The organism is Sinorhizobium sp. FG01, assembly GCF_002531875.1.
Lineage (GTDB): Bacteria > Pseudomonadota > Alphaproteobacteria > Rhizobiales > Rhizobiaceae > Sinorhizobium > Sinorhizobium fredii_C.
This window is the reverse complement of sequence record NZ_NWTB01000002.1, coordinates 268,569-293,455: the sequence shown is the minus strand read 5'-3', so window position 1 is coordinate 293,455 and position 24,887 is coordinate 268,569. Positions and strand designations below refer to the sequence as shown.

At 63.1% G+C, this 24,887-nt stretch carries 20 protein-coding genes; 4 read left to right on the top strand and 16 right to left on the bottom strand.

What is annotated here, in order from left to right; translation table 11 throughout:
* Positions 1–6: 6 nt before the first annotated feature.
* The 4 genes from CO656_RS01470 to CO656_RS31200 form a co-directional block, all read right to left on the bottom strand.
* Entirely contained in the window at positions 7–1,218 is a 1,212-nt protein-coding gene (locus CO656_RS01470) for a pyridoxal phosphate-dependent aminotransferase (protein WP_179864676.1), read from the bottom strand.
* A complete protein-coding gene (locus CO656_RS01465) occupies positions 1,215–2,873 on the bottom strand; it encodes a hydantoinase B/oxoprolinase family protein (protein ID WP_097524547.1) in 1,659 nt (552 codons plus the stop codon). Before CO656_RS01465 ends, CO656_RS01470 begins: the two co-directional genes overlap by 4 nt.
* A 10-nt stretch (positions 2,874–2,883) precedes the next feature.
* Positions 2,884–4,965 carry a hydantoinase/oxoprolinase family protein gene (locus tag CO656_RS01460; RefSeq protein ID WP_097524546.1) on the bottom strand — a complete coding sequence of 694 codons (2,082 nt, stop codon included), beginning with the start codon at positions 4,963–4,965 and terminating at the stop codon, positions 2,884–2,886.
* Between the two features lie 239 nt (positions 4,966–5,204).
* The gene (locus CO656_RS31200; RefSeq protein WP_272938879.1) at positions 5,205–5,327 is read right to left on the bottom strand and encodes a hypothetical protein; all 123 of its coding nucleotides are present in this window, start codon (positions 5,325–5,327) and stop codon (positions 5,205–5,207) included.
* Positions 5,328–5,331: 4 nt separating this feature from the next.
* Between CO656_RS31200 and CO656_RS01455 the strand changes: the two genes are divergently transcribed.
* The 3 genes from CO656_RS01455 (at position 5,332) to CO656_RS01445 (ending at position 8,939) form a co-directional block, all read left to right on the top strand.
* Complete coding sequence (locus CO656_RS01455; RefSeq protein ID WP_097524545.1) at positions 5,332–7,830, top strand: heavy metal translocating P-type ATPase; 2,499 nt, start codon at positions 5,332–5,334, stop codon at positions 7,828–7,830.
* An 82-nt stretch (positions 7,831–7,912) separates the two neighbouring features.
* Positions 7,913–8,395, top strand: a complete 483-nt coding sequence (gene cueR, locus CO656_RS01450) for a Cu(I)-responsive transcriptional regulator (protein ID WP_097524544.1) — start codon at positions 7,913–7,915, stop codon at positions 8,393–8,395.
* A gap of 70 nt (positions 8,396–8,465) precedes the next feature.
* Entirely contained in the window at positions 8,466–8,939 is a 474-nt protein-coding gene (locus tag CO656_RS01445) for a DUF411 domain-containing protein (RefSeq protein WP_097524543.1), read from the top strand.
* 15 nt (positions 8,940–8,954) lie between these two features.
* Here CO656_RS01445 and CO656_RS01440 read toward each other — a convergent pair whose 3' ends face one another.
* The 4 genes from CO656_RS01440 to CO656_RS01425 form a co-directional block, all read right to left on the bottom strand.
* Complete coding sequence (locus tag CO656_RS01440; RefSeq protein ID WP_097524542.1) at positions 8,955–9,704, bottom strand: FkbM family methyltransferase; 750 nt, start codon at positions 9,702–9,704, stop codon at positions 8,955–8,957.
* A gap of 96 nt (positions 9,705–9,800) precedes the next feature.
* Positions 9,801–10,265: a Crp/Fnr family transcriptional regulator gene (locus CO656_RS01435; protein WP_037416890.1), complete on the bottom strand. Its 465-nt coding sequence runs from the start codon at positions 10,263–10,265 to the stop codon at positions 9,801–9,803.
* Positions 10,266–10,358: 93 nt separating this feature from the next.
* Entirely contained in the window at positions 10,359–13,070 is a 2,712-nt protein-coding gene (locus tag CO656_RS01430) for an ABC transporter ATP-binding protein (RefSeq protein ID WP_097524541.1), read from the bottom strand.
* Between the two features lie 16 nt (positions 13,071–13,086).
* The gene (locus tag CO656_RS01425; protein ID WP_037416884.1) at positions 13,087–13,380 is read right to left on the bottom strand and encodes a hypothetical protein; all 294 of its coding nucleotides are present in this window, start codon (positions 13,378–13,380) and stop codon (positions 13,087–13,089) included.
* On the opposite strand from CO656_RS01425, the gene CO656_RS01420 reads away from it, so the two are divergent.
* Positions 13,372–14,046 (top strand): hypothetical protein, encoded by a 675-nt coding sequence (locus CO656_RS01420; RefSeq protein ID WP_037416881.1) that lies wholly within the window; start codon positions 13,372–13,374, stop codon positions 14,044–14,046. The genes CO656_RS01425 and CO656_RS01420 overlap by 9 nt on opposite strands.
* Here the strand turns inward: CO656_RS01420 and CO656_RS01415 are convergent.
* The 8 genes from CO656_RS01415 to CO656_RS01380 form a co-directional block, all read right to left on the bottom strand.
* The gene (locus CO656_RS01415) at positions 14,024–15,205 is read right to left on the bottom strand and encodes a glycosyltransferase (protein WP_097524540.1); all 1,182 of its coding nucleotides are present in this window, start codon (positions 15,203–15,205) and stop codon (positions 14,024–14,026) included. The two genes, CO656_RS01420 and CO656_RS01415, sit on opposite strands and share 23 nt — an antisense overlap.
* A complete protein-coding gene (locus CO656_RS01410) occupies positions 15,187–16,434 on the bottom strand; it encodes a glycosyltransferase family 4 protein (protein ID WP_097524539.1) in 1,248 nt (415 codons plus the stop codon). Before CO656_RS01410 ends, CO656_RS01415 begins: the two co-directional genes overlap by 19 nt.
* Before the next feature lie 7 nt (positions 16,435–16,441).
* Positions 16,442–17,656 carry a glycosyltransferase family protein gene (locus CO656_RS01405; protein WP_097524538.1) on the bottom strand — a complete coding sequence of 405 codons (1,215 nt, stop codon included), beginning with the start codon at positions 17,654–17,656 and terminating at the stop codon, positions 16,442–16,444.
* Between the two features lie 77 nt (positions 17,657–17,733).
* The gene (locus CO656_RS01400; protein ID WP_037416868.1) at positions 17,734–18,909 is read right to left on the bottom strand and encodes an ABC transporter permease; all 1,176 of its coding nucleotides are present in this window, start codon (positions 18,907–18,909) and stop codon (positions 17,734–17,736) included.
* The gene (locus tag CO656_RS01395) at positions 18,906–19,904 is read right to left on the bottom strand and encodes an ABC transporter permease (RefSeq protein WP_037384592.1); all 999 of its coding nucleotides are present in this window, start codon (positions 19,902–19,904) and stop codon (positions 18,906–18,908) included. Before CO656_RS01395 ends, CO656_RS01400 begins: the two co-directional genes overlap by 4 nt.
* A gap of 1 nt (position 19,905) precedes the next feature.
* Complete coding sequence (locus CO656_RS01390; RefSeq protein WP_037416865.1) at positions 19,906–21,807, bottom strand: ABC transporter substrate-binding protein; 1,902 nt, start codon at positions 21,805–21,807, stop codon at positions 19,906–19,908.
* Complete coding sequence (locus CO656_RS01385; protein WP_037416863.1) at positions 21,804–23,696, bottom strand: ABC transporter ATP-binding protein; 1,893 nt, start codon at positions 23,694–23,696, stop codon at positions 21,804–21,806. The genes CO656_RS01390 and CO656_RS01385 overlap by 4 nt, the downstream gene beginning before the upstream one ends.
* 213 nt (positions 23,697–23,909) lie before the next feature.
* Positions 23,910–24,884 (bottom strand): polysaccharide lyase, encoded by a 975-nt coding sequence (locus tag CO656_RS01380; RefSeq protein WP_097524537.1) that lies wholly within the window; start codon positions 24,882–24,884, stop codon positions 23,910–23,912.
* Between the last annotated feature and the right edge of the window lie 3 nt (positions 24,885–24,887).

Genomic DNA, 24,887 nt, shown 5'->3' with positions numbered 1-24,887 from the left:
TCCTGATTAGCGAAGTCTAGCTAGGGCACCGGCGGTTCGCTCGATGGCCAAAGCGAGGTTTTCGCGCGATGTTGCGAAGGACAGGCGAATATAGGGCTCTACGCCGAAAGCTGAACCCGGCACGGTCGCGACCTTTCCCTCCTTCAGGAGGTACGACGCCAGATCAGTGTCACTGGCGATTGTCGCTCCGTCCGGCGCGGTCTTGCCGATATAGGCGGCGCATTTCGGAAACAGATAGAATGCGCCTTCCGGGGCGCGTACTTCAAGACCGGCAATCGCGCCGATACCTTGCGTCACCATTTCACCGCGCGCCTTGTATTCCGCCACAGCTTTCGTCACGAAATCCTGCGGGCCGTTCAGCGCAGCCGCGGCGGCAACCTGGGTGATCGAAGACGGACAGGTGGTGCTCTGTGACTGGAGTTTGTTCAACACCTTCGTCAGTTCCTTCGGCCCTGCCGCATAGCCGAGCCGCCAGCCGGTCATCGCATAGGCCTTTGACACGCCGTTGATCAGGAGCGTGCGATTGCGCAGTTCGGGGCATGCATTCGCGAATGAGGTGAAGGGCACGTCACCGCAGACGATGCGCTCGTAAATCTCGTCCGACATGATGGCGACGCGCGGGTGGCGTGCCAGCACTTCGCCAAGGGCTTTCAGCTCGTCGGCGGTATAGATCGCACCGGTCGGGTTGGAGGGTGAGTTAAACAGGAACCAACGCGTTTTGGGCGTAATCGCCGCTTCGAAGCGTTCAGGTGTAATCTTGAAGGCATCCTCGACGCCGCAGGGCACGACGACAGGTAAACCGCCGTGCAGGATCACAATATCCGTATAGGAGACCCAGTAGGGCGCCGGAACCACCACCTCGTCGCCCGGCTCAAGCGTTCCGAGGAAGGCATTGAAGAGTATCTGCTTGGCGCCGTTGCCGATCGAGATCTCGTCCATGGCGTAGTCGAGATCGTTCTCGCGCCTGAACTTGGCGACGATCGCCTCGCGCAGTTCGGGCAGGCCGTCCGGGGCCGTATAGCGGGTGATCCCGCGCTTCATCGCGTCGGCCGCCGCCGCGACGACATGCGCCGGCGTGTCGAAATCCGGCTCGCCGAGCGAGAGGTCGACCACATGCTCGCCCTGGGCCCGCATTGCCTTGGCGGCAAGAGAAATCGCCATCGACGGCGAGGACTTGATCGTCGCGGCTCGGCTGCTTTCGAACGTCATCATGTTCATGCCTTCCCTTCCGCCTTGCCGTAGAGCATGGCCTGATCTTCGGTGATGTAGCCGTGCCTGACGTCATGGGCGACAGCATCCGCAGGGCGCTCCGCCGGATCGCCGTAGCCTCCGCCGCCCGGAAGCGCGAGCACGAGCCTTCTTCCCTCAGGCACGAATTGCAATCCCTTGCCCTTCAGCACCGTTCCATCGTCGAGCGTCACGAAACCGGCCGCCCCGTCCCTGCCCCCGTCGCGGCCGCGCGCCGGATGACCGAGACGGTCGAACATGGCGGAGAAGCGGAAAGAATAGCCCTCGGCCGCCTCGATCTCGATCATCTGGCCGAGGCCGCCGCGCTGTGCACCGGCGCCGCCGGATCCTTCGCGTAACTCCTTGCGCCAGACGATGACCGGGCCGACATTCTCCGTCGCCTCGATCGGCATAGTATGGACGCCGCTGGGGAAAGCAGTGGCGTTCAGCCCGTCGAGCGAAGCGCGTGCGCCGGAACCGCCGGAATTGAACATCAGGATCTCCGCGCCCTTGCCGCCGATTTGATCGGAGACTGGGCGCACGCTCATATGCAGGTTCCAGAGCGCGCTCGCGCCTTCGGCCGGCACCTGACCAGGCAGCGCCTGATGCAGCGCGCCGAGCACCAGATCCGGGACGAAATGGCCGAGCACGTGGCGCACCGCGACCGGCGCCGGACGTTTGGCGTTGAGGATGCAGCCTTCCGGCGCGACGACGTCGAACGGCGCAAGCGAGGCGGCGTTGTTCGGGATTTCCGGGGCAACGACGCATTTGATGCCGTAGCAGGCATAGGCCTTCGCATAGACAAGCGGCACGTTGATGCCGAACTTGCTCGTGCCGGAGGTACCGTCGAAATCGACCGCCACGCCCTCGGGGCTGATGGTGAGCTTTGCGGCAAGGTGCACCGGTTCATCGTAGCCATCGAGATCGAGGCTGTACTCCCAGGAGCCGTGCGGCAGGTCCTTCAACCGATCGAGCGTCGCCTCGCGGCTGTTCGTCAGGATGAAGCCGCCGATCATCGACAGATCTTCGAGGTTGAATTCCGTCAGCATGTCGATGAGGCGACGGTGGCCGGTCTCGTTGCAAGCTGCAAGCGCATGGAAGTCGCCGACCACCTTGTCGCTTTCTCGGACGTTGTTGCGCACGATATGGATGAGCGTACGGTTCAGTTCACCGCGCTCGAAGAACTTCATGATCGGGATGAAGATGCCTTCCTCGTAGACCTCACGCGCATCCGGGCCGAAGCCGCGGCCGCCGACATCGACGACATGGGCGGTCGAGGCGAAGTAGCCGACGAGCTTGCCGTGATGGAAGGAAGGCGTGACGACCGTGATGTCGTGCAGGTGACCGGTGCCCTTCCATGGATCGTTGGTGATGTAGACGTCGCCTTCGAAGATGTTCTCCGGGCCGATGTCGCGGATGAAGTGCGCAACGGATTCCGCCATGGCGTTGACGTGGCCCGGCGTGCCGGTGACGGCCTGCGCCAGCATGCGCCCTTCGAGGTCGAACACGCCGGCGGAAAGATCGCCTGCCTCGCGGACGGAGGTGGAGAAGGCCGTGCGGATCAGCGTCTGCGCCTGCTCCTCGACGACGGAGATCAGGCGGTTCCACATGACCTGCATGTGGATATCGATCATCGATTGGTTCATGGGAATATCCTCAAAGCCGTGATACGAGCAGGCAGCCGTCGTTCTGAACGATGGCCCTGAAGGCGGAGGTCAGAACCGTCGAGGTCTCTCGCTCCACGATAACGGCCGGACCTCTGACGACGTCGCCGGGCTTCAGGTGCGTCCGTTCATGAATACCCGCTTCGAGATAGGTCCCTTGAGCTGCTTCGAACAGCCGGCGCGTCTTGGCGGGCCTGACGGCCTCGCCTTCAGCAACGGCGGCAACCCGGGCGACCGGCGGCAGCGGCGAGCTCGCCTTGACCGACCAGCTGACGATCTCGATATCGAGGCCTTCGATGGCGCGGCCGAAGAAGCGCCCGTATTCAGTCTCGAACAGCGCAGCGATCGTCTTGGCACTGTCGGAGTCGAAGCGGGGGGACTGCAGCGGAACGGGAATGTCCCAGCCCTGCCCGGCGTAGCGCATGAAAAGCATGCGTTCGATCACCGGCTGGCCCATGTCGAGCCCGCCTTCGACGAAGCCGACGGCCTCGGCCAGCATCGCTTCCATAAGCCGGTTCGCCGCCGCATGATCGAATTTCGTAAGGTTGAAGACGGCGCTGCGCACGGACTCATAGCCGAAGGGTGCCTTCAAAAAGCCGATCGCCGAGCCGACGCCGGCGCCCGGCGGGACGAGGAAGGTGGTAATCCCCATCTTCTCGCAGAGACGCGCCGCATGCAGCGGTCCGGCGCCGCCGAAGGTGATCATCGTGAAGTCGGCGATGTTCTTGCCGTTCTCGACCGTATGGACGCGGCCGGCATTGGCCATGTTCTCGTCCACCATCTCGCAGGTGCCGTAGGCGGCAGCTTCCGGATCGAGCGCGAGAACAGAGCCGATATCGTCGCTCATCGCCTTGCGGCTCGCATCGATGGAGAGCGGGATGGCGCCGCCGGCAAAGTTCTCCGGATCGAGCTTGCCGAGGATCAGGTCGGCATCCGTCACGGTCGGGTTCTTGCCGCCGCGCTGGTAGCAGGCCGGGCCCGGCTCTGAAGCGGCGGAGTGCGGTCCGACACGGATCTGGCGCATGCCGTCGACACTGGCGATCGAACCGCCGCCCGCACCGATCTCGACCATCTCGACCACCGGAATCGAGATCGGCATGCCGGAGCCCTTGCGGAAGCGGTAGGTGCGGGCGACCTCGAAGGTCTTGGCTGTCTTCGGCACCTGGTTCTCGATTAGGCAGATCTTGGCGGTGGTGCCGCCCATGTCGAAGGAGAGCACCGTGTCGAGACCATGACGCCGGGCAATGTCTGCCGCGAAGATCGCCCCGCCCGCGGGACCGGATTCCACCAGCCGCACCGGGAACTCCGACGCGCTTTCCACCGAGACGATGCCGCCGCCCGAATGGATCATGAAGACCGGGCAGCCGACGCCGATCTCCTTCAGCGACACGACGAGCCGGTCGAGATAGGATTTGATCGCCGGTTTCACATAGGCATTGGCGCAGACCGTGTTGAAGCGCTCGAACTCGCGCATTTGCGGGGAAACTTCGGAGGAAATCGAGACGGAGACATGCGGCAGCCGCTCGAGCATGGCCTCACGCACCGCAACCTCATGCGCGCCGTTGGCATAGGCATGGATGAACCCGATGGCGACACTCTCGTAACCGCCCGCGGCGATCTTCTCGATGACTGCCGCGACGGATGCTTCATCCAGCTGCAGAAGAACTTTGCCCGACGCGGCGATCCGCTCGCGCACGACGAAACGATCCGCGCGGGCAATCAGCGCCGGCGGCAGCGAGATGTTGAGATCGTATTGCTCGAAGCGGTTCTCCGTGCGCATCTCCAGCACATCGCGGAACCCTTCCGTCGTCACCAGCGCCGTCTTAGCCCCGCGCCGCTCGATGAGCGCATTGGTGGCAAGCGTCGTGCCGTGGATTAGGATATCGATGTCCGAAAGCGCTATGCCGGCCATCTCGGCGACGACCCCTACACCCTTCAAGATCGCCCGCTCCGGCGCCAGGTAGTCGGTCAGTACCTTGGTGGAGTGGAGAACTCCGTCCAGATCGAGGGCGATGTCCGTAAAGGTGCCGCCGATATCGACGCCGACCCGGCAGTTTGAAGGGCTGGTTTTCACCGCTTTATTCCCCCGGTTTCGCCACCCGTCCGCATAGGCGATGTGCAATTGAAGTCGACGCTCTTACTATGCACTTATCATATAAGTGTCAACCGGCTGTGGTGACCGGCCATTACCGTTCGAACATTGAAGGTGAGCCCGCTGGTCCTTCGGTCGCGCCAGCTCGTGCTTCAATTTGCCGGTCTCAAGCCGGTGAGCGCTCTCGCTCGTCATAGGGCTTGCGACAGGCCGCCGCAGCCCTACGAAGCACCGGCGTCATCATCATCATCATCAAACCCCGAATATTTTTCCAAAGCGTCCGCCTTGACCTTCCCACCGTTGGAAGGCCCATCTTCAATGACAGATATAACCGCAAGGAACATAAGCATGGCATCCCTGAACGCCGCCGGAACGAGGCACGTGGAAAGCACGCAAAACGTCAGCCTTTCCGTGGAGGGCATGAGCTGCGCCTCCTGCGTCGCGCGCGTCGAGAAGGCGATTAGCGCCGTCCCGGGGGTGGTTTCCGCCTCCGTCAACCTGGCAACGGATCGTGCCGACATTCGCTTCGACGAGACGGCGAAACCATCCGAGATCATCAAGGCGATCGAGAATCTCGGCTACGGGGCGGTTGAAGATGCGCTTGAGCTCGGCATCGAGGGGATGAGTTGCGCCTCCTGCGTGGGGCGCGTCGAGAAGGCGCTGAAGGCCGTCCCCGGCGTCGTCGAGGCGAATGTCAATCTTGCCAACGAGAGGGCCTCGATCCGGCTAGTAAGGGGGCTCGCCTCCACCGAGCAGCTGGTGGAAGCGGTTCGCGGCGTCGGCTACGAGGCACATCAGCGCGGCAATGATCAGGATATCGACCGCGAGGGAGAAAGGCGCGCACAGGAGCTGAGACGCGTTGAGCGTGCCTTCCTGACCGGCGCCCTCCTGACGCTTCCTGTCTTCCTCCTCGAGATGGGCTCGCACTTCGTTCCGGCAATCCATGATTTGGTGATGACCCGCATCGGCATGGCCGAGAGCCGGTACCTGCAGTTCGCTCTGGCGACGATCGTTCTCTTCGGCCCCGGCCTCCGCTTCTTCGCCAAGGGCGTGCCTGCCTTGTTGCGCGCCGCACCTGACATGAACTCGCTGGTGGCGATCGGAACGGCCGCCGCCTGGGGCTATTCGGTCGTCGCCACCTTTGCGCCCCGGCTCCTGCCGGCCGGCACCGCCAATGTCTACTACGAGGCGGCAGCCGTCATCGTCACACTGATCCTGCTCGGACGGCTCCTCGAAGCGCGCGCCAAGGGCCGCACATCGGAGGCGATCAAGCACTTGATGGGCCTGCAGCCCAAGACAGCGCGCGTCCGGCGCGGCGGCGAGATGCTGGAAATCCCGGTTGCCGAGTTGCGCGTGGGCGACATGGTGCTGGTGCGGCCCGGCGAGAAGGTCGCCGTCGACGGCGTGGTCGTCGAAGGCCAATCCTATGTCGACGAATCGATGATCACCGGCGAGCCCGTGCCGGTGGAAAAGACGAAGGGTTCGGATGTCGTCGGCGGCACGATCAACAGGACCGGCGCCTTCACCTTCCGTGCCACCAAGGTTGGCACCGATACCATTCTTGCGCAGATCATCCGGATGGTCGAGCAGGCGCAAGGCGCGAAACTGCCGATCCAGACGCTCGTCGATCGCGTCACCGGCTGGTTCGTGCCGGCCGTGATGGCGGTCGCCGTGGTGACTTTCCTCACCTGGCTCGTTTTCGGGCCGGACCCGGCCCTCACCTTCGCGCTCGTCAACGGCGTCGCGGTACTGATCATCGCCTGCCCCTGTGCCATGGGTCTCGCCACGCCAACTTCGATCATGGTCGGAACCGGCCGTGCCGCCGAGATGGGCGTGCTTTTTCGCAAGGGCGAAGCGTTGCAGACGTTGCGCAATGCCGCGGTCATCGCCCTCGACAAGACCGGCACGCTGACCGAGGGCCGGCCGGAGCTGACCGATCTGGAGACCGCGCCCGGTTTCCAGCGCAACACCGTCCTGGCTCTAATCGCCGCCGCCGAAGCACGGTCCGAACACCCGATCGCCGAAGCGATCGTTTCCGCGGCCGAAGCCGCCGGCCTTGAATTGGCCGAGCCTGAAAAGTTCGAGGCAATTCCGGGTTTTGGCATCAGAGCCGAGGTTGCCGGAAAGGACGTCCACATTGGCGCCGACAGGCTGATGGCACGTCTCGGCCTCGACGTCTCGCACTTTGCCTCCGAAGCCGCCCGGCTCGGCGACGAGGGCAAGAGCCCGCTCTATGCGGCGATCGACGGCAGGGTCGCCTCCATCATCGCGGTTGCCGATCCGCTGAAGGAGACGACGCGAGAGGCCGTCCGAGCGCTGCATGACCTCGGCCTGAAGATCGCGATCGTCACCGGCGACAATCGCCGAACGGCCGAGGCGATCGCCCGCAAGCTCGGCATCGACGAGGTGCTCGCCGAGGTGCTGCCGGACGGCAAGGCCGCGGCGGTCAAGCGCCTGCAGGCGGACGGCCGAAGAGTCGCCTTCGTCGGCGACGGTATCAACGACGCGCCGGCGCTTGCCGCCGCAGATGTCGGAATCGCGATCGGCACGGGAACCGATGTCGCAATCGAGAGCGCCGACGTGGTGCTGATGTCCGGCGACCTCGTCGGCGTGCCGAATGCGATCGCCCTTTCGAAGACGACGATCCGCAACATCAAGCAAAACCTGTTCTGGGCCTTCGCCTATAACATGGTTCTGATTCCGGTGGCCGCCGGCGCGCTCTATCCCGGCTATGGCGTCCTGCTCTCGCCGGTCTTTGCCGCCGGAGCAATGGCGCTTTCTAGCGTCTTCGTGGTCGCCAATGCGTTACGCCTCAAGGAATTCCGAGCTTCGGAGCGGCAGGCGTGAACGGCAGCGGGTCCTTATTGGCGTCCGCCCCGGCAAGTTCCTATATTTCGGCTTGGCTGCCGGCTGTCGAAAGGATGACGACATGAATATCGGCGATCTCGCACGCGCCTCGGGGGTTTCGGCGAAGATGATCCGCTATTATGAGAAAATTGGCCTCATTCCGCCGGCCGACAGGGCCCAATCCGGCTATCGCAACTACGGCGACAACGACGTCCATACGCTGCGGTTCATCCGGCGGGCCCGCGACCTCGGCTTCACCGTCGAGCAGATGGCGGAACTTCTGGCACTTTGGCGCGATCGTTCGCGCGCCAGCAGCGAGGTGAAGAAGATCGCACTCGATCAGGTCGCGATACTGGAGCGCAAGGCGGAGGAACTGAAGGCGATGAGTCTGACGCTGAAACACCTTGCGGCCCATTGCCACGGCGACGCGCGGCCGGACTGCCCGATCATCGACGATCTTGCCGATGCAGACAACGAACCGAAGAAGTCGCCCAAGCCGGCGCGTTTCGGCCGCGGCGGCGAGCCGGTCCGCGGCCTGCGGCGATCTGGTGCATCGACACGCTGACCATTCGGGCGTCTAATTTCATGCGATCCGCGGCGCGCTGGAATGAACAGCGCGGGGAAGGAGTGATCCGATGACCATCCACCGCAGAGATTTCCTGGCCGGCACCCTGGCATGCGCCTTTGTTGTCCTACTCGGCGCTCCGACCCCGCTGGCAGGCGCCATGCGCATGGTGATCTACAAGGATCCCGGCTGCGGCTGCTGCGAAAGCTGGGCGGCAGCCATGAGGGAAGCGGGCTTCGCGGTCGAAGTCCATAACGAAAGCGACATGACCGCGATCAAGCGGCGCTTTGCCGTGCCGCCGGACATGGCGGCCTGTCACACGGCGGTGCTCGACGGCTATCTGATCGAGGGGCACGTGCCGCTCGAGGCGATTAGAAAGTTGCTCGCCGAGCGCCCGAACATTCCCGGGCTCGCGGTGCCCGGCATGCCGGTGGGTTCGCTCGGCATGGGCGACGATCCGCAGGCTGCCTATGAAGTCTATGCGCTAAGCAGGATACCCGGCGCCGCGCCGACCATCTTCCATAGCGTCCGACCGGCAATCTGACACGCCGTCCCTTACTCACTTGGGAAGGAAGAGCAGGTCGAAGCCTTTGAGTTCGCGTCTTGCGATCGATTTGCGCAATGCCGCAAAGATCGCCGACCTTTTCTCCAGGCGAAGTCCGCGAAAGCTTCGGATCAAGCGCACCGTCGCGGCCATGGTCCGGATGGCTCGAAACAGCGCAGGACCGGAAAGCGAGGCAGCCAGGATCTGCGGATGCACCGCAAGGAGCACACCCGCCGTTCGCCTGCGGTCGATCGCCCGGAACTGGTCCAGCGCCTTGTATTCATAGCCTTCGATATCGATCTTGAAGCAGAGGCGCTCGGTCGTTGCCATTGCCTGGAGCTTCTCGATCGTCACGGTTTCGGCGCTGATCGCCATGCCGGTGTCGTCGGCGATCAGCGCCGAGGTCTCCGAGCTGCCGAAACCGCCGCCGACGGAGTTGAGCACCAAGCGTTCGTCCTGCGACAGGGCGGCATTGACGAGTTCCACCTCGCCGGCATTGCCGGCCTTCATCTGTGTCAGGATGTCGAAGCACACCGGGTCGGGCTCGACGACGATAACATTGTTGGCGATCTGCGCCGCCCAATAGGGGGTGACGCCGATCCAGCCGCCGATGTCGATGAAGGTGGTTTTTTCGTCGACGAGGCGCGCGATGTTCTGGAAGGTGCCAGGTTCCCATTGACCGGCCTGCAAGCGGGCGAAAAAGCGCTTCTTTTCCGGCTTGTCGGGGAAGTGAACGGTCTTGTCGAAATAAGTTATGGCGCGCATGGCGCCTCTCTACTGCATGATTCCCGAAACCGGAACCGGAATAATCGCCCATCCGCGCACGGGTACCAGCGCACGCATCGGAAATGTCTGGGAACCCTACGCCTCGGCCCGTTGGGCGCGGCTGCGGGCTTCGGTGAGCTCGGACGTCGTCTGGCTGAGACGGTCGGCGAGCACGCGCATGATCTCAACCGCCATCTCGGGGAAATCGGCCAGCAGCTTCAGGAAATCGTCCTTGCGGATCCGCAGAGCTTCGAGCGGAGTGGTCGTCTGGATGGTTGCGGTGCGCGGCGTGTTGCAGAGGATTGCAATCTCGCCGACGATCGAATTCTGCTCGACTTCGGCGACCTTCAGCTGGCCGGTCGGCGTCGATACCAGTACGTCGGCCTTGCCGGACAGGATGACATAGGCGGCGTCTCCGATATCTCCTTGGCGGAACAGGTTTTCGCCGGCGCTGTACATCACCCGGTCGGAGGTGAAAGCGAGTAGCTTGAGTTTCGCAGGCGGCAGACCGGAAAAGAGCGTTATCCGGCGCAACATTTCCACTTCGTCTTTTAGGAGCATATCAGTCCGCTTCTCCGAATGTGCCGCGGGCGCGAAGACGCCCGTTCCCGACCGGCCGGGAAATTACGCCTACCACCCTATGCTAATATTACATCAAGACGCCAGTTCCTTATAGTCGCTGTCTTTTGAGGGCGTTTCCACAGATTCGTCGTGCACCAGCCGGCCGTTTTCGAAATGCACGACGCGATCGAAGAGTTCCGATAGGGCCGGATTGGAGAGAACCCACACGATCGCCGGATCCCGCTTTTCGTCGTGGAGAAAGGCGAAGACGTTGCGGGTAATCTGGTCCTGGGTGCGCTGGTCGAGCGCCGCCAGCGGCTGGTTGATGATGTAGAAATCCGAAAGCCGGATCAGGGTGCGCGCCAGATTGAGCTTCTGCCGCTGGCCTGCGGTCAGCCGCTTGCCGCCGGCGCCGACGTCGAAATCGAGACCGAAGGCCAGCACCTTGTTGTAAAGGCCGAGCGCCTCGAAGAGATCGCGAACGATCGCCCGGATCTTGTCCGATCCATCCGTGTGCTTGTGGCCGATGCGACCGAAAAGCACGTTGTCGAGGATGGTGGCCGAGGCCATGTAGCGGTTCGGCTGGTAGTGCTCGATGACGCCGACGAGATCGGCAGGCAGTCCGTCGCTGAACTCACGCCGCGCCTCGACGATCTTTTGCATAAGCTCCTCAGTCAGCAGGCCGAAGCGATGCCGCGGCTCGATATAGCCGAAGCACAGTCGGATGATCCGGATCGCGTCCTCCTCCGAGACCTCGTCGAGCGGCCGGCCCCTGACCTTCTGCAGAAGCGCTTCATAGCCCGGGATTTCCTCGCTGGTCATGAAGGTCAGCTGCTGGAAGAACGGATGATCCGGCGGCAGGTCGCGGAACAATTCGACGACGTTCTCGGCAATTTCCAGCCCCATCTCGTAGAAGGTCTCGTTCAGGCCCGCCCGCTTCAGGACCGTCTTGAAGAAGGGATGATTCTCGAGCGCTTCCTCCCACCTTGCCCTGTCGGTGACCGTGCCGAAGAGCAGGTTTTCGCCGACCGTCGCCTCGATATTGTAGGAGCCCGGCTCGAAGAAGACGACGAGGTCGCTGAGCTTCTCGGCCTCGAGGCGCCGGCGGAGCGCTGCGCGCATTTCGACGATTTCATGGGCGAATGCCTCATGTTCGACGGGATTGATCGTCGAACGGACCGCCAATGCCGAAATGTCGTTCGTCAACAGCACGACGTCGAGCACCGCCCTGACCTTGTTGAAGAGATCCTCCGGCCCCGTCGCTCCGGCCGCTCCATAGTCGATCCAGTCGCTATTGAGGTCGAGCGAGGGATTGCCGGCGAGCTTCGCCTCGAGCAGTTCCCACCGGCGATGGGCCGCCTTGTCGCCCTCATAGACGACCTCGGTCAGCGGCGCATGCTTGAGACCGTAGAGCAGATTGTCGCCGAGACTGCCTTGGAAGGTGTAGACCTCGGAGGAGGCATAGGAGATCCGCCGGCCGATGACGGACTCCGGCAGCTCATGGATGTCATCGTCGCCGACGACAATCCTGCCGCTTGCCGGCCAAGCCAGGCGGCCGAGGGCCTCGGCCAGAGCCTCTCCGCCGCCACCCGTGCCGCCCGTAACCGCCACCGTCTCGCCCGGGCGCACCTGAAAGGAGACATGCTCGATCAGCTTGGCGCCGCCGTCGTCGGCAAGAGTGAGGTTGACGGCAGCAAGAGCGCCGGCGAGCACCGGGGGCGACGCAAGGGAAACCTCCTGCACCTTCGGGTCGATCAGCGGCTCGACGCTGAACTGTTCGACGACCTGGGTGTATTTGACCTGCACGTCCTGGCGCGCCTGGTCCCAATCGATCAGTTCCTTCAGCGGTCCCGGCAGGTCCTTGTAGGCACCGATCACCGCGACCAGCTGGCCGATGTCAAGGCGCCCCTGGAGGGCGAAATAGCCGCCGATCGAATAGAACAGGAAAGGCGTGACCTGGGCGAGGAAGTTGTTCAGGAACTTCACCAGGAACTTCCACTGGTAAAGGTCGTAGCGGATCTTGAAAATCCGGCCGAGGCGGGCGGCAATGTCGGCGCGCTCGTAGTTGGACGTATCATGGCCGCGGATCGTGCCGATGCCATCGACGATTTCGCTGACCCGTCCGGAGAGCTCGCGTGCCGTCAGCTGCCGCTCGCGGCCGAGCACCAGCAGGCGCCGGCGCATGCGCGGAATGATTATCGCCTGGATCGCGACGATGACAAAGGCGATGATGCCGAGCCAGAAGCTCTGGATCAGGATGAAGATCAGCGCCGTCAGCGCCTGGCCGCCGAGCAGCGCAGGCTGCACGAAAGCGTCGCCGGTGAAGCCGCCCATCGGCTCCACTTCATCCTTGATCATCGTCGAGATTTCCGCGGGCTTCACGCGCTTCAAGTGATGCGGCGGGAAGCGCAGGACGCGATCGACGAGCTCGAAACGGATGCGTCTGAGGAGCCTTTCGCCGAGCCGGCCCTTGTAAGTGTTGATGTAGAACTTGAAGAGTCCGTTGATGATCACCAGCAGGAGAAAGACGAGACTGAGTGCCAGCAGCGTCCCCTGCCGCCCAAGTTCGATTCCCGAAAACAGATTGACCTCGCCAAAGTACGGCAGGCTGAAGGAAATCGGCAGGAAGAGCTGGGTCGCTCCGGGCGTCTCGAAGCCCTGTCCCTGGATCGGCCCGTTGACGATCTGCTTCGGCAGGTCGAAAGACATGAAATAGGGGATCATCGACAGCGCCACGATCAGGAGGATCCAGAGCTGCGACTTTCGGGTATGGGTCCAGATGTAGCGGGAAAGACGGGGTTCCATGGGCGGGTAATGAGACCTAATCTGAAATTCGGGATCGCAGGGCCGCTCCGAAGGCGGACGCTAGCCGCAAATGGTTTTTCTCCACCAGATCTTCAATGGCGTTCGCCTCTTCCGCGAACTCGATGACTGCCTGCCATGAGAGCAGAGGCATGCTCCATGTCAAGCGCTTGGTGGGCCAAGCAGACTTCTTCAGTCGGATATCGAACTGCCCTGTCGTTCTGCTCGGCTCCTTCGGCAACCGACCAGTCGCGGTGTTCTTGCGCGCCTTGCGCTTGCCGGATCGTGAGCTTACAACAGCCGCATGACGCATGCCAGCCACTCCCCCCGCACATCCGACGATTGGCTCGAAAACGGTTATGACCTCGCGCGGGGTCTCGCCGCATACACGGGCAGCACGCTTGTCGCCGGTATAGCCAAGGTCATTGCGAAGCATCCGGAAGCGAATATCGCCAATGCCTTCAACCACAAGCAGGTTCTCTGCAAACTCTGGGCCCGCGAGGAGCTTTTGAAGAGCGGCGGCTCCGACTACGGCAGGATTGCCGTTCTCGGCGGCTGGTACGGCATTCTGCCGGCCATGCTGCTCGAAGATCGGCGCTTCATAATCGCCGCGATCGACAGTTTCGACATCGATCCGGCGGTCCAGCAGGTGGCGCTGACGCTGAATGCCGGCTTCGGCGCCCGTTTTCACGCCGCAACCGCGGATATGTATCAGATCGACTATCGCGGCCTTGGGGCCGATCTCGTCATCAACACGAGCTGCGAGCACATCGCCGATCTTGGCGCATGGCTCGGCCTCGTCCCCTCCGGCACCCGCGTGCTCTTGCAGTCAAACGACTATTTCAGCGAGCCCACCCACATCAACTGCGTTGCCTCGCTCGGGGAGTTTCAGGCCAAGGCCGGCCTTTCCCGGGTCAACTTCGCCGGCGCACTGCCGATGAAGAAATATACGCGCTTCATGCTGATCGGTGCGGTCTGACGCCTTCCATCCGATTCAGACGCTCCTCGATAATTGTCGCCGTATTGTCGGCCCCGTCGAGATCGAGCGGCGGAATATCGGGTTTCGAACGCGCAAGCGACGCCTCCACCCGGCGGGCGAGTTGCCGCGCGGTGATTCCTTCCTCGGGCAGGACGGCGGCCAGCCCGAGCCTCTCCAGTCTCGTTGCCCGCGTGCTCTGCTCCGTTTCGCCGCCGGCGGTAAAGGGAATGAGCAGCGCGCTGCATCCGGCCCGCAATATGTCACAGACGGTGTTGTAACCGGCCTGTGACACCGAGAGACGCGCGCCGGCAAGGAGGCTTGCGAAATCCTGGCGGAAACGAAACAGGCTGGCATTTTCCGGTGCCGAGACGGCGAGTTCGTCGAAGTCCGGCTGCGGCAGGTTCGGGCCGGTCACCAGGCACCAGCGGAGCTCTTGCGGCAAGAACTTCGCAGCCCCGAGAGCAGCGCCGATCAGTTCCTTGCCGACGGCGCCGCCGCCCGCAGAAACCAGAATGTCGAAGGTCTCGGCGGGCTCGCCCGGCGATGGTGGGGCGACAAGGCCGGTATAGGCCACCCGCTCGGCGATCTCGCCAGCCAGCGGAAACGTCTCCTCGAGCCGGGCAAAAGCCGGGTCGCCGTGGACGAGCACGAGGTCGAAATGCTTCTTCACCAGTTCGACCGTCTCCTCGGCCCGGCCTGGCTTCGTCCGTTCCTGCAGAATGTCGCGCAGCGAAGTCGCGACTAGCGGGCGGCGTTCCATCGCTTCGATCGCGTCGAGCAGCGGCAGAAGCTCGAAGCGCATCTGCCGGCGGCCGAACGGAAAGGCCTCGATGATGACGATGTCGGGTTCCGCACGGCGGAGTGCATCCAGGAGCAGATCCTTGCGACGCTCCTGGAACGCGGCGGTCACCGGATTGCCCTCGGCGTCTGTCAGACCGGAGAACCCCTTGTCCCCCGCCGTCAGCGGTGGCAGGACGACCGTCCTGATGTCCTCTCCGGGAAAGCCCTGAACCGGCAAGCCGCCGGTGACCATCGTCACGTCGAAGCCGCGCTTCAGCAGCGCCTTCGCAATGCGGCTCGCCCTTGCCAGATGCCCGATACCGAGCAGGTGCTGCACATAGAAAAAAACGCGCCGCTTGCTCAAGGGGCCCTTCTCCATTCGCTTTCGAAAAGATCGCTCAAATGGCTGACGCTCGAGTGGTGGTCGAACTCGGCCCGCACGCGCCTTTCCGCCGCGGCGCCAAGCCTCCTGCGCAAGGCCGGGTCGCGGATAAGCCGCTCGAGCGCAGCTGCGAGGGCGCGGGGTTCCTCGGGCGGCACGACAAGACCGTTCTCGTCATCCTCGAGCAGCTCGGGAATGCCGGACACCTGGGTCGAAACGCAGGCAAGCCGCTGGCTCGACGCCTCGACCAGCACGTTCGGCAAGCCGTCGCGATCGCCGTCGGCCGCAACCCGGCAGGCAAGTGCAAATATGTCGCTCTCCCGATAGCGCGCGAGCACGTCCTTCTGATCGAGCGCGCCGTGCCAGGTCACGCGATGGGCAAGGCCGAGATCACCGGCGAGTCCCCGCATATCCTTGGTCAGATCGCCTGACCCTATATGGTCGAAACGCCAATTGAGATCAGCGGGCAACATCGACAGCGCCTTGAGGAGAATGTCGTAGCCCTTCTTGGCGACGGCCCGCCCGACGCTGACGATGCGCACGGGATCGCCGGGATCATATCCGTCGCGGCTGGAGTGATCGCCCTCGAAGCTTGGGAAGCGATCGAGGTCCAGACCGTGATAGCTCAGATGCACCCGGGTTTTCTCGGCCGTCAGGCTTTTGAGATGCTCGAAGCCGCTGCGCGTGCATGTCACCGTCCAGCGCGCCCGACCAAGCTTCTCCGACAGCTCCCAGTCCGCGGAAGTCCAGATGTCCTTGGCATGGGCCGAGCAAGTCCAGGGAACGCCGGCCATGATGCTCGCATAGGCCGTCACCGAGGCGGGCGTATGGATGAAATGCGCGTGAAGCCAACGCGCCCCGGCCGGCCATTCGGCGAAGAGCACCAGCGCCTGGCCGAAGCGGCGGAAGCGGTTGCGCGTCCAGTCACGGCGGAGATCGCGTGTGAAGGGAGGAAGTGCCCGCCAGAAGCCGTTTTTCGGCAGCGACTTTAACAGCGAGCGAAACACCCGCCAAGGTTCCTCATGCAGATATTCCGGGAGATAGAAGACCTGCGCCCGAATCTCGTCATGGACGGGGTGTCGCTTCGCGTCGGTCGGCCGTCTGAGGGCGACGAGCACGAGATCGTGCCCCGCCCTTTCGAGCCCCAACAGTTCCTGGGCAATGAAGGTCTCGGAAAGGCGTGGGTAGCCCTTCAGGATAACGGCGATCTTTCGAGTTTCGGGCACGGGTATTTCAGCTTGTCTGCTTGACGACGCTCAGGTGATCCCTCGATCGGTGATCGAGCCAGTCTCCGACGATGCCGGAGATGTGGACAAGGCCCTCGAGCCTCAGGTCGTTCCTGTTGCAGGAGGGAGCCGCACGCTGCGGCAGGGCCTTGAGCGCGGCGGCGAAGCGCAACGGGTCCTCCGCCTCGTGGGGCAGCAGCATCTCGACCAGGCCGAGCTCCGAGGCGCGGCGTGCCCGGATCAACTGCTCCTCTCGCGGTTGCAGCCGCGGCACGATCAGCGCCGGCTTGTCGAAGGAGAGGATCTCGCAATAGGTGTTGTAGCCGCCCATCGAGATGACGGCCCGGGCGCCGGCGACCAGTTCCTCCATGCGATTGTCGAACTCGATGATCTTGATGAACGGGATACGGCCGCCCTTCCGGATCAGCTTGTTGCGCTGCTTGGCGGGCATGTAGGGGCCGAGGACGACAAGTGCGTTATGCGTGAGGTTCGGGTCCTGCTGGTAGGCGTGGATGACGTTGTGGATGAGCTCGGCGCCGTCGCCACCGCCCCCGGTGGTCACCAGAATATAGTCGCCCTCCGGCCGGTGATCGGGCAATCCGTCATGCGGAACGCTTCGCTGCAGGAAGCCGACGAAATTCATGCGGTCGCGCACCGCCGCCGGCACGTCAATCCCGACCAGCGGGTCATAGAAATCCGGCGGGCCGTAGACCCAGATCGAATCGTAGAACTGCTCGATCTTGCGCATCGTGTCGCGGCGCTTCCACTCTTCCTCGAGCAGGTGCGGCGCATCCATGATTTCGCGAAGGCCGAGAACCAAGCGGGTCCCGTGCGTCTTCAGATAGGTCAAGGTGTCCTCGACCTCCCCGCGCAGCCCCATCGGCTCCTTATCGACGATGAAGATGTCCGGTTTGAAGGTCTCGGCGGTCGAGCGAATGATCGACTGACGCATCTTCAGCGTCTCGTGCAGGTCGATATGGCGGTCAAGGGAGGTGTATTCGCCATTCCTGAGCTTGATGACGCTCGGGATCTTCACGAAGTCGACGCGGGCCCGATAGTCGAAGGCGCCGGCGATGGTGGCCCCGGAAATGATCAGCACCTGCAGGCCGCTGTAGTCCTCGACGAGCGCATGCGCGATCGCGCGACAGCGCCGGAGGTGCCCCAGGCCGAACGTATCATGGCTGTACATGAGAATCCGGGCATCTTCGAAGCGCCGTATCATACGAAGAACCTTTCTCTCATACGGAAACGCCAAGTCCGCTGCAGCGCCTGTTTTTTGATCGAGCGACGGTACCGGGGCTATTTGTAGGGATCTGCGGCGTCGCGCAACCCGTCTCCCAGGAAGTTGAACGCCAATATCACAAGAATGACTGGTATAGTCGGAAACAGCAGCCAAGGATAGAAGGCAATCACGCTGACACTCTTTGCCTCGGTCAGCAGGATGCCCCAGCTGGTGATCGGCGGGCGCAGCCCGAGGCCGAGGAAGCTGAGCGCCGTCTCGCCGAGAATCATGCCGGGAATCGAGATCGTCGCTGTCGCGATGAGATGCGACATGAAGCCCGGCACCAGATGCCGCCCGATGATGCGGCTGCTTTTCGCCCCCATCAGCTGCGCCGCAAGCACATAGTCCTCTTCCCTGAGCGCCAGCAGCTTGGAGCGGACGGCGCGCGCCAGGCCGGTCCAGTCGAGAAGCCCGAGAATGACGGTGATGCCGAGATAGATGAGGATCGGGCTCCATGTCGCCGGCATGATCGCCGCCAGCGAAAGCCACAGCGGAATGCTCGGTATCGACTGGAGAACTTCGATCAGCCGCTGCACGACGAGATCGAAAACGCCGCCGTGATAGCCGGCAAGGCCGCCGATGACGATGCCCAGCACGAAGCTGACGGTGATCCCGAGCAGGCCGATCGTCAGCGAGATCCGCGCGCCGTAGATGATGCGCGACAGCACGTCGCGCCCCAGCCTGTCGCTGCCGAGCAGGAACATCTGGCCGTTTTCCGCCGGGCAGACGAGATGCAGGTTGCTTTCGAAAAGTCCCCAGAAGCGATAGCTGTCGCCGCGGCAGAAGAAGCGGATCGGCTGGACGTCCGCCCGGTTGTCCGTGTAGTTTCGCTTCAGCGTATCCATGTCGAGCTGCATCGTCCGTCCGTAGACGAAGGGGCCGACGAAATCTCCCTCATGGAAGAAATGCACCCGCTGCGGCGGCGCGTAGATGAAATTCATGTTGCGCGTGTGCAGATTGTAGGGCGCCAGGAACTCGCAGATGAGAATCATCCCGTAGAGCACCGCCAGGAAGATGCCGGACGCCAGCGCAACCTTGTGCCGCTTGAACTTCCACCACATCAGCCGCAGCTGCGACGCCTGGTTGACGCGCACCTGCTCCTCCGTCATCACCTCGACGGAATAGGGATCGAAGGGGGCGGTCGACACGTAATGCGGTAGCGGTTCGCCCGGGGCAGGAATCGGTGACGTCACTTGGTGCTCCTGCCTTGCAGGCGAATTCTGGGATCGAGGACGGCGAGCGCGAGGTCGGAAATCAGGACACCGATGACGGTGAGGAACGCCAGGAACATCAGGAACGACCCGGCGAGATACATGTCCTGACTTTGCAGCGCCTTGATCAGCATCGGCCCGGTGGTCTCGAGCGACAGCACGATCGCGGTGATTTCAGCACCGGAAATGATCGCCGGCAGGATTGAGCCGATGTCGGAGATGAAGAAGTTGAGCGCCATCCGCAGCGGATATTTGACAAGGGTCCGGGTCCGCGAGAGGCCTTTGGCCCGGGCGGTCACCACATATTGCTTCTGCAATTCGTCGAGCAGGTTCGCCCTCAAGCGCCGGATCATCCCGGCCGTGCCGGCGGCGCCGACGATGATCACCGGAATCCAGATGTGTTCGAGGATCGACTTCGCCTTCTCCCAGCTCATCGGCTCGGAAAGGTATTTCTGGTCCATCAGGTGGCCAATCGAGGTGCCGAACCAGATATTGGCGAAATACATGAGGATCAGCGCCAGCATGAAGTTCGGGATGGCGATGCCGATGAGGCCGACGAGCGAGAGACCGTAATCGCCCCAGCTGTATTGGTTGGTCGCCGCATAGATGCCGATCGGGAAGGCGATGATCCAGGTGAAGATGATCGTGAAGAACGACACCAGGATCGTCAGCCACAGGCGGTCGCCGACAACCTCGCTCACCGGCAACTCATATTCGAAGGAATAGCCGAAATCCCCCTGCAGCATGCCGCCGACCCAATAGACGTAGCGCAGCAGCGGCGGCTGATCGAAGCCGTATTGCTGGCGCAGCGACTCGATCTGCTCCATGTCGACGCCTTCGCCCTGCGCCCTCAGCTCGGCGATGTAGCTCTCGAAATAGTCGCCGGGCGGCAGCTCGATGATGGTGAAGACGAGTGCCGAGATGATGAGCAAGGTCGGCACCATCACCGCGATGCGCCAGAGGATGTACCGCAGCATCTCAGCTATCCTGTTCCAGCCAGAAGGTATCGGCCTTGTAGACGCCGAAGTAGCTCGTCGGATCGAAGCCCCACAGCGCCTCGTCCGGCATGTTGCGCAGCTTCGTCGAAACGAGGATCGGCTGCAGCGAAGCGTTGACGAGGCCGATCGAGAAGACCTGGTCCGTATAGATGGACAGCATCTGCCTCCATATGTCTGCCCGCTCCGCGTCGTCGGCGGAATGCCGCCAGCGCTTGAGCAAGGCGAGCAGCTCGACCACCGGTTCCAGGTCCGGTGCCTCGCCCATTTCGCCGTGCGAAATATAGTTCAGACCCCAGACCGGCCATTGCAGCTGGTCGTCGGCGGTCGGCGCGAGCTGGCCGGGATTCATGTCCGCCGTCGGCACGCCGTTGTCGATGCCGAACCACATGGACATGATGATCTCGCCGCCGACTGCGCGGCTGCGGAACGTGTCGCGCTGCGAGGTGCGGATGAAGAGCGAGATTCCGACCTTCTGCCAATAGTCGGTGATGAGTTGCAGCACATCCGTGTCGAGCGTGCTTTCGCCAGGCGTTTCCACGACGATCTGCGCCCGCCGGCCATCGGGAAGGATGCGGATGCCGTCGCTGTCGCGTTTTGCAAGGCCGGCCTGATCGAGCAGGGCGTTGGCTTGGTCCGGATCGTGGGCGATCCAGGCGCTCGCGAATTCGGGACGGAACAGCGGACTTTCCGGCAGGACCGTATCGGCGCTCTCCTTGGTCAGCCCATAGAAGGCCGCCATGTTGATCTCGCGCCGGTCGATCGCCAGCGACAGGGCTCGGCGGACCCGTACGTCTCTCAGGAGCGGCCGCCACACCGGGTCGGCGCAATTGAGATTCGGAAGCAGCGCCAGGCGCGAGCCGGAGGTCTTCTTCCACAGTTTGACCTTCACCGGATAACGCTTCTCGGCATCCTTGAGGTACGTATAGTCAACGAAGTCGATGCCCGCCGCCTGCAGGTCGCTTTCGCCTGTGCCAGTCTTTGCCGGAATGAGCGCCGAGGAACTGACGCTCAGCACGAATTTGTCGATATAGGGCAGTTGCAGGCCGTTCTCGTCGACACGATGGAAGAACGGATTGCGCTCGAAGATGAATTGTTCGGCCGGCAGCGGCGTCGTGTTGCGCCACGGATCGAGGGTCGGCAGGTCCGGGTTTTCCGGCCTGTAGGAGCGCGCCATGCGTTGGTGGAGCTGGTGCCACTTCTTGACCCGCTCTTCCTTCATCAGCGCCTTCAGCTTATCCTCTTCCTGGTATTTCTTGTGGAACTGCTTGAGATAGGCCGAGGGCATGGCGAGAACCAGCGGCTGCGGCGCCGCCAGCTTCTGCAGGAAATCCGGATTGGGCATCGCCCAGGAGTAGCGCAGCGTGCGCTCGTCGAGGACCTCGAACTTCGCCGCCTGACCGTCCATGACCATGGCCGTCGGCAGGCCGGCCGGCGACAGGTCCTCGTTGAGCAGCACGTCCTCGAAACAGTAGCGGAAGTCCTCGGCGGTCAGCGGCGTGCCGTCCGACCACTTGTGCCCCTCGCGGAGATGGAAGGTGAAAATCCGGTCCTCCACCGTCTCGAAGCGTTCGAGCACGTCCGGGTGGAGGTTGAGCGCCTCGTCGTAGCCGACAAGCCGGGCATAACCGTAGATCGTCATCAGGCGGATGTCCTTGGCGCTGCCGATCAGGCTGCGGATCGTTCCGCCATGCCGGCCGGGCTGCCTCCCCATCGCTGCGACATTGATCACTCGCGGCGTTTTCGGCAGGCGTTCGTTGAGCGGCGGAATCTTGCCTTCGGCGACAAGCGGCGCCGAGGCATCGACCCCGCCCGCCGCGGCGAAGAGGACTTTCGGCAGGGCGGTTGAAGCGAGGATGGCGAGTGCTGTTCTTCGGGTAATCACGGGCGCAACTCCCTAGCATCTGCCGATTTCCTGGCGAGCACGTAATGACCACCGCCAAGATCGGCCGGAAAGAGAGCGTTCTCCTCGCCGCCGTCCGAGAATTGCACTCCCCACTGACGCTGGTCCGAACACCCGCTCGCCTGGAGCGCGTCGAAGTCGAGCTTCCGATCCAGGTCGGGATAGGGCACGGCTGCCAGCAGTGATTTCGTATAGGGATGAACCGGATTGCGCATCAGCACCTCGCGCGGTGCGAGCTCGACAATCCGCCCCGAACACATGACGGCAATTCGGTCGGCCATGTAGTCGACGACCGCCAGATTGTGCGAGATGAACAGCATCGTCAGGCCGAGTTCCTTCTGCAAATCTTTGAGAAGGTTGAGAATCTGGGCCTGGACTGATACATCGAGAGCCGAGACGGGCTCGTCGCAGATCAGGAGCTGCGGAACCAGCGCCAGCGCCCGGGCAATGCCGATGCGCTGCCTCTGACCGCCGGAGAAGCTGTGCGGATAGCGATTGATGAAGCGCTGGTCGAGGCCGACCGCCTGCAGCAGGGAGCGGACGGTTTCGACCCGCGACTTCGGATCGCCCCGGCCGTGAATCTCGAGCGGCTCGCTGAGGATGTTCTTGACCGTCATGCGCGGCGAAAGCGACGAGACCGGATCCTGGAAGACCATCTGGATCTTGGCGCGAAGCGCCTTGAGCTCGGCGCCATCGAGCTTCAGGACGTCGACGGCGCCTTCCCCGTCGTCGAAGGTGACCGAACCCTGATCCGGCGTCACGGCGCGCATCAGTATCTTGCTGACGGTCGTCTTGCCGCAGCCGCTTTCGCCGACCAGCCCCAGGCACTCGCCGCGACGGATGTCGAAGCTGACATCGTTGACGGCGCGGTGGCGCGACGTGGTGCCGCTGCCGAACCAACCGGACGAGCGCGTCGAGAACGTCTTGCACAGATGGCGGACCGAGACGAGGACATCCGGCCCGGCGGCCTTCTTGACGTGCTGGGTTCCGAGGAGCGTCCCGGCCTTGACCGGCACCTCGCGAAGCGCCTTCAGCCTTTCACCCGGCTTCATGTCGAAATGCGGCACGGCCGCCATCAGCCCCTTGAGATAGGGATGCTGCGGATTGCGGAAGATTGCCTCGACCGGCCCCGCCTCGACAATATCGCCGTGATAGATGACGACCACCTCGTCGGCCATGTTGGCGACGACGCCAAGGTCGTGCGTGATCAACAGCATGGCCATGTTGAGCTTCGACTGGAGCTCGCGCAGCAGCTGCAGGATTTGCGCCTGCACCGTCACGTCGAGCGCCGTCGTCGGCTCGTCGGCGATCAGCAGTGCCGGGCGGCAGATCAGCGCCATGGCGATCATCGCCCGCTGACGCATGCCGCCGGAAAGCTCGAAGGGGTACATGTCGTAGGCCCGCTTCGGATTAGCGAAACCGACATAGCCCAGCAGCTCTTCGGTTTGCGCCCGGCGCTCCGCCTTGTCCGCATCCGTGTGGATTCTCAGCACTTCGGAAATCTGGTTGCCGATCGTGTGGAGCGGCGACAGCGAGGTCATCGGCTCCTGGAAGATCTTGCTGATCCGAGCGCCGCGGATTTCCTGGATCTCGCTCCCGTCGGTTTCGAGCGAGAGCAGGTCGACCGGCTTTGCCCCGGCCGCGGTGTCGTTAAACAGGACCCGGCCGCCCACCTTGGCGACACTGGGCAAAATGCCCATGATCGCCTGGCTGATGGCCGACTTGCCCGACCCGGACTCGCCGACGAGCGCCGTCACCTTGCCTGGCAAAATCCTGAAATTCGCTCCCCGGACGGCCTCCACGTTGCCGCCAAGCACGGAAAATGTGATCCGCAGACCCTCAACCCTTAGTAGGTCCGCTCCTGAAGTCATTGCAACACACCGCCCTCATTACCCCTCCTGCATGATCCCCCTCCCTTATGGCAGGGATATTATGCAGCAATTTCAAGTGTCACAGCGACCTTGACATGCCCCACGGCGCTGTAGCGTCCGCCACCGTCGAAACAGTAGCTTAGCTTCCGCGGGCTGTCCAGCGCACCGCCGGTGGGGTACGTGGAGGGCGTTGGCAAGTGGCGCGCGGACCTTTTACGGAAAGGGGCAAACGCCGTCCGTCAGGACATCGGCACAACGCGATGAACGGCGGAAGTCGTCGTAATAGAGCGTCCAGTCGGTCGTGTCGGCGGCGCGATAGGGGCCGAACTTAAAATACTGATTCTCTCCCAGGCCTTTGTCGGCGTGGCCGATATGGCCCTTGACCGTTATGATCGGCTTACCGTTGGCAAACAGCTCGATGTGCCCCGTGCCGTCCGGCCCGGGTTTGGTGAAGATCGCGAAATCGATCCAGCCGGAACCCGGCTCCGGGAGCGGATTGCCGTGATCGGTGACCGTCACCGCCTTCGTGCACGAGTTGAAAAAGCTGCTGTCCTCAGTCGTCCAGTTCGGGTCCGTGGCCACCAGGATGCGCACCTGGTTCACGTCGGGGCGGGCCCAGGCCGGCACCTCGCCCGGCCCGCAGCGGGCCGGCTTGCCTTCGGGGCCGGTCGAAATCGGCAGCTGATAATTGGTCTCGACGGTGGCGAAGAGCTTCCCGAGGTCCATGCGCAGCGCCAGAAAGGGGCTGAAATCCCCATCCGCGCCAGGATCGATCTCGCGCTTCCATTGTGCGATCAGATAGCGATGGTCGCCGCTCGGAATCGGGTCCTCGAACTTGACCGCGAAGCCGTACCAGACGCCTTGGTCATAGGGAACGCGCAGGGCGGTCTTTTCCCAGATTTCCGCCCGCTCGCTGCAGCCGTCGTTCAATGTCGGGCAATGCGGCATGACGCTGAGCTTCAGCCCGCCATTGCCCGTCCGTTTGACCGCGGTCTGGAACTCGACGGTGCCGGCGCTCTGCTCGAAATTCTCGCGGTAATAGAGGCCGCCTTCCGGCGCAAAATCCTTGCCTTCGAAACCGTCGACCAGTTTCTGCTCCAGAGGCGGTTGTTGTTGTTGCTGCAGTGCTTGAGCGTTTGCGATGGTCGGCAGGAGAAGAGTGGCGGCCAGAAAAGCGACGCGAAGCATATA

Excerpts from the sequence above, each read along its gene's own strand:
- CO656_RS01470 (WP_179864676.1), bottom strand. The coding sequence starts at position 1,218 with ATGAACATGATGACGTTCGAAAGCAGCCGAGCCGCGACGATCAAGTCC.
- CO656_RS01465 (WP_097524547.1), bottom strand. The coding sequence starts at position 2,873 with ATGAACCAATCGATGATCGATATCCACATGCAGGTCATGTGGAACCGC.
- CO656_RS31200 (WP_272938879.1), bottom strand. The coding sequence starts at position 5,327 with ATGTTCCTTGCGGTTATATCTGTCATTGAAGATGGGCCTTCCAACGGT.
- CO656_RS01455 (WP_097524545.1), top strand. The coding sequence starts at position 5,332 with ATGGCATCCCTGAACGCCGCCGGAACGAGGCACGTGGAAAGCACGCAA.
- cueR (WP_097524544.1), top strand. The coding sequence starts at position 7,913 with ATGAATATCGGCGATCTCGCACGCGCCTCGGGGGTTTCGGCGAAGATG.
- CO656_RS01445 (WP_097524543.1), top strand. The coding sequence starts at position 8,466 with ATGACCATCCACCGCAGAGATTTCCTGGCCGGCACCCTGGCATGCGCC.
- CO656_RS01440 (WP_097524542.1), bottom strand. The coding sequence starts at position 9,704 with ATGCGCGCCATAACTTATTTCGACAAGACCGTTCACTTCCCCGACAAG.
- CO656_RS01435 (WP_037416890.1), bottom strand. The coding sequence starts at position 10,265 with ATGCTCCTAAAAGACGAAGTGGAAATGTTGCGCCGGATAACGCTCTTT.
- CO656_RS01430 (WP_097524541.1), bottom strand. The coding sequence starts at position 13,070 with ATGGAACCCCGTCTTTCCCGCTACATCTGGACCCATACCCGAAAGTCG.
- CO656_RS01420 (WP_037416881.1), top strand. The coding sequence starts at position 13,372 with ATGACGCATGCCAGCCACTCCCCCCGCACATCCGACGATTGGCTCGAA.
- CO656_RS01425 (WP_037416884.1), bottom strand. The coding sequence starts at position 13,380 with ATGCGTCATGCGGCTGTTGTAAGCTCACGATCCGGCAAGCGCAAGGCG.
- CO656_RS01415 (WP_097524540.1), bottom strand. The coding sequence starts at position 15,205 with ATGGAGAAGGGCCCCTTGAGCAAGCGGCGCGTTTTTTTCTATGTGCAG.
- CO656_RS01405 (WP_097524538.1), bottom strand. The coding sequence starts at position 17,656 with ATGATACGGCGCTTCGAAGATGCCCGGATTCTCATGTACAGCCATGAT.
- CO656_RS01395 (WP_037384592.1), bottom strand. The coding sequence starts at position 19,904 with ATGCTGCGGTACATCCTCTGGCGCATCGCGGTGATGGTGCCGACCTTG.
- CO656_RS01385 (WP_037416863.1), bottom strand. The coding sequence starts at position 23,696 with ATGACTTCAGGAGCGGACCTACTAAGGGTTGAGGGTCTGCGGATCACA.
- CO656_RS01380 (WP_097524537.1), bottom strand. The coding sequence starts at position 24,884 with ATGCTTCGCGTCGCTTTTCTGGCCGCCACTCTTCTCCTGCCGACCATC.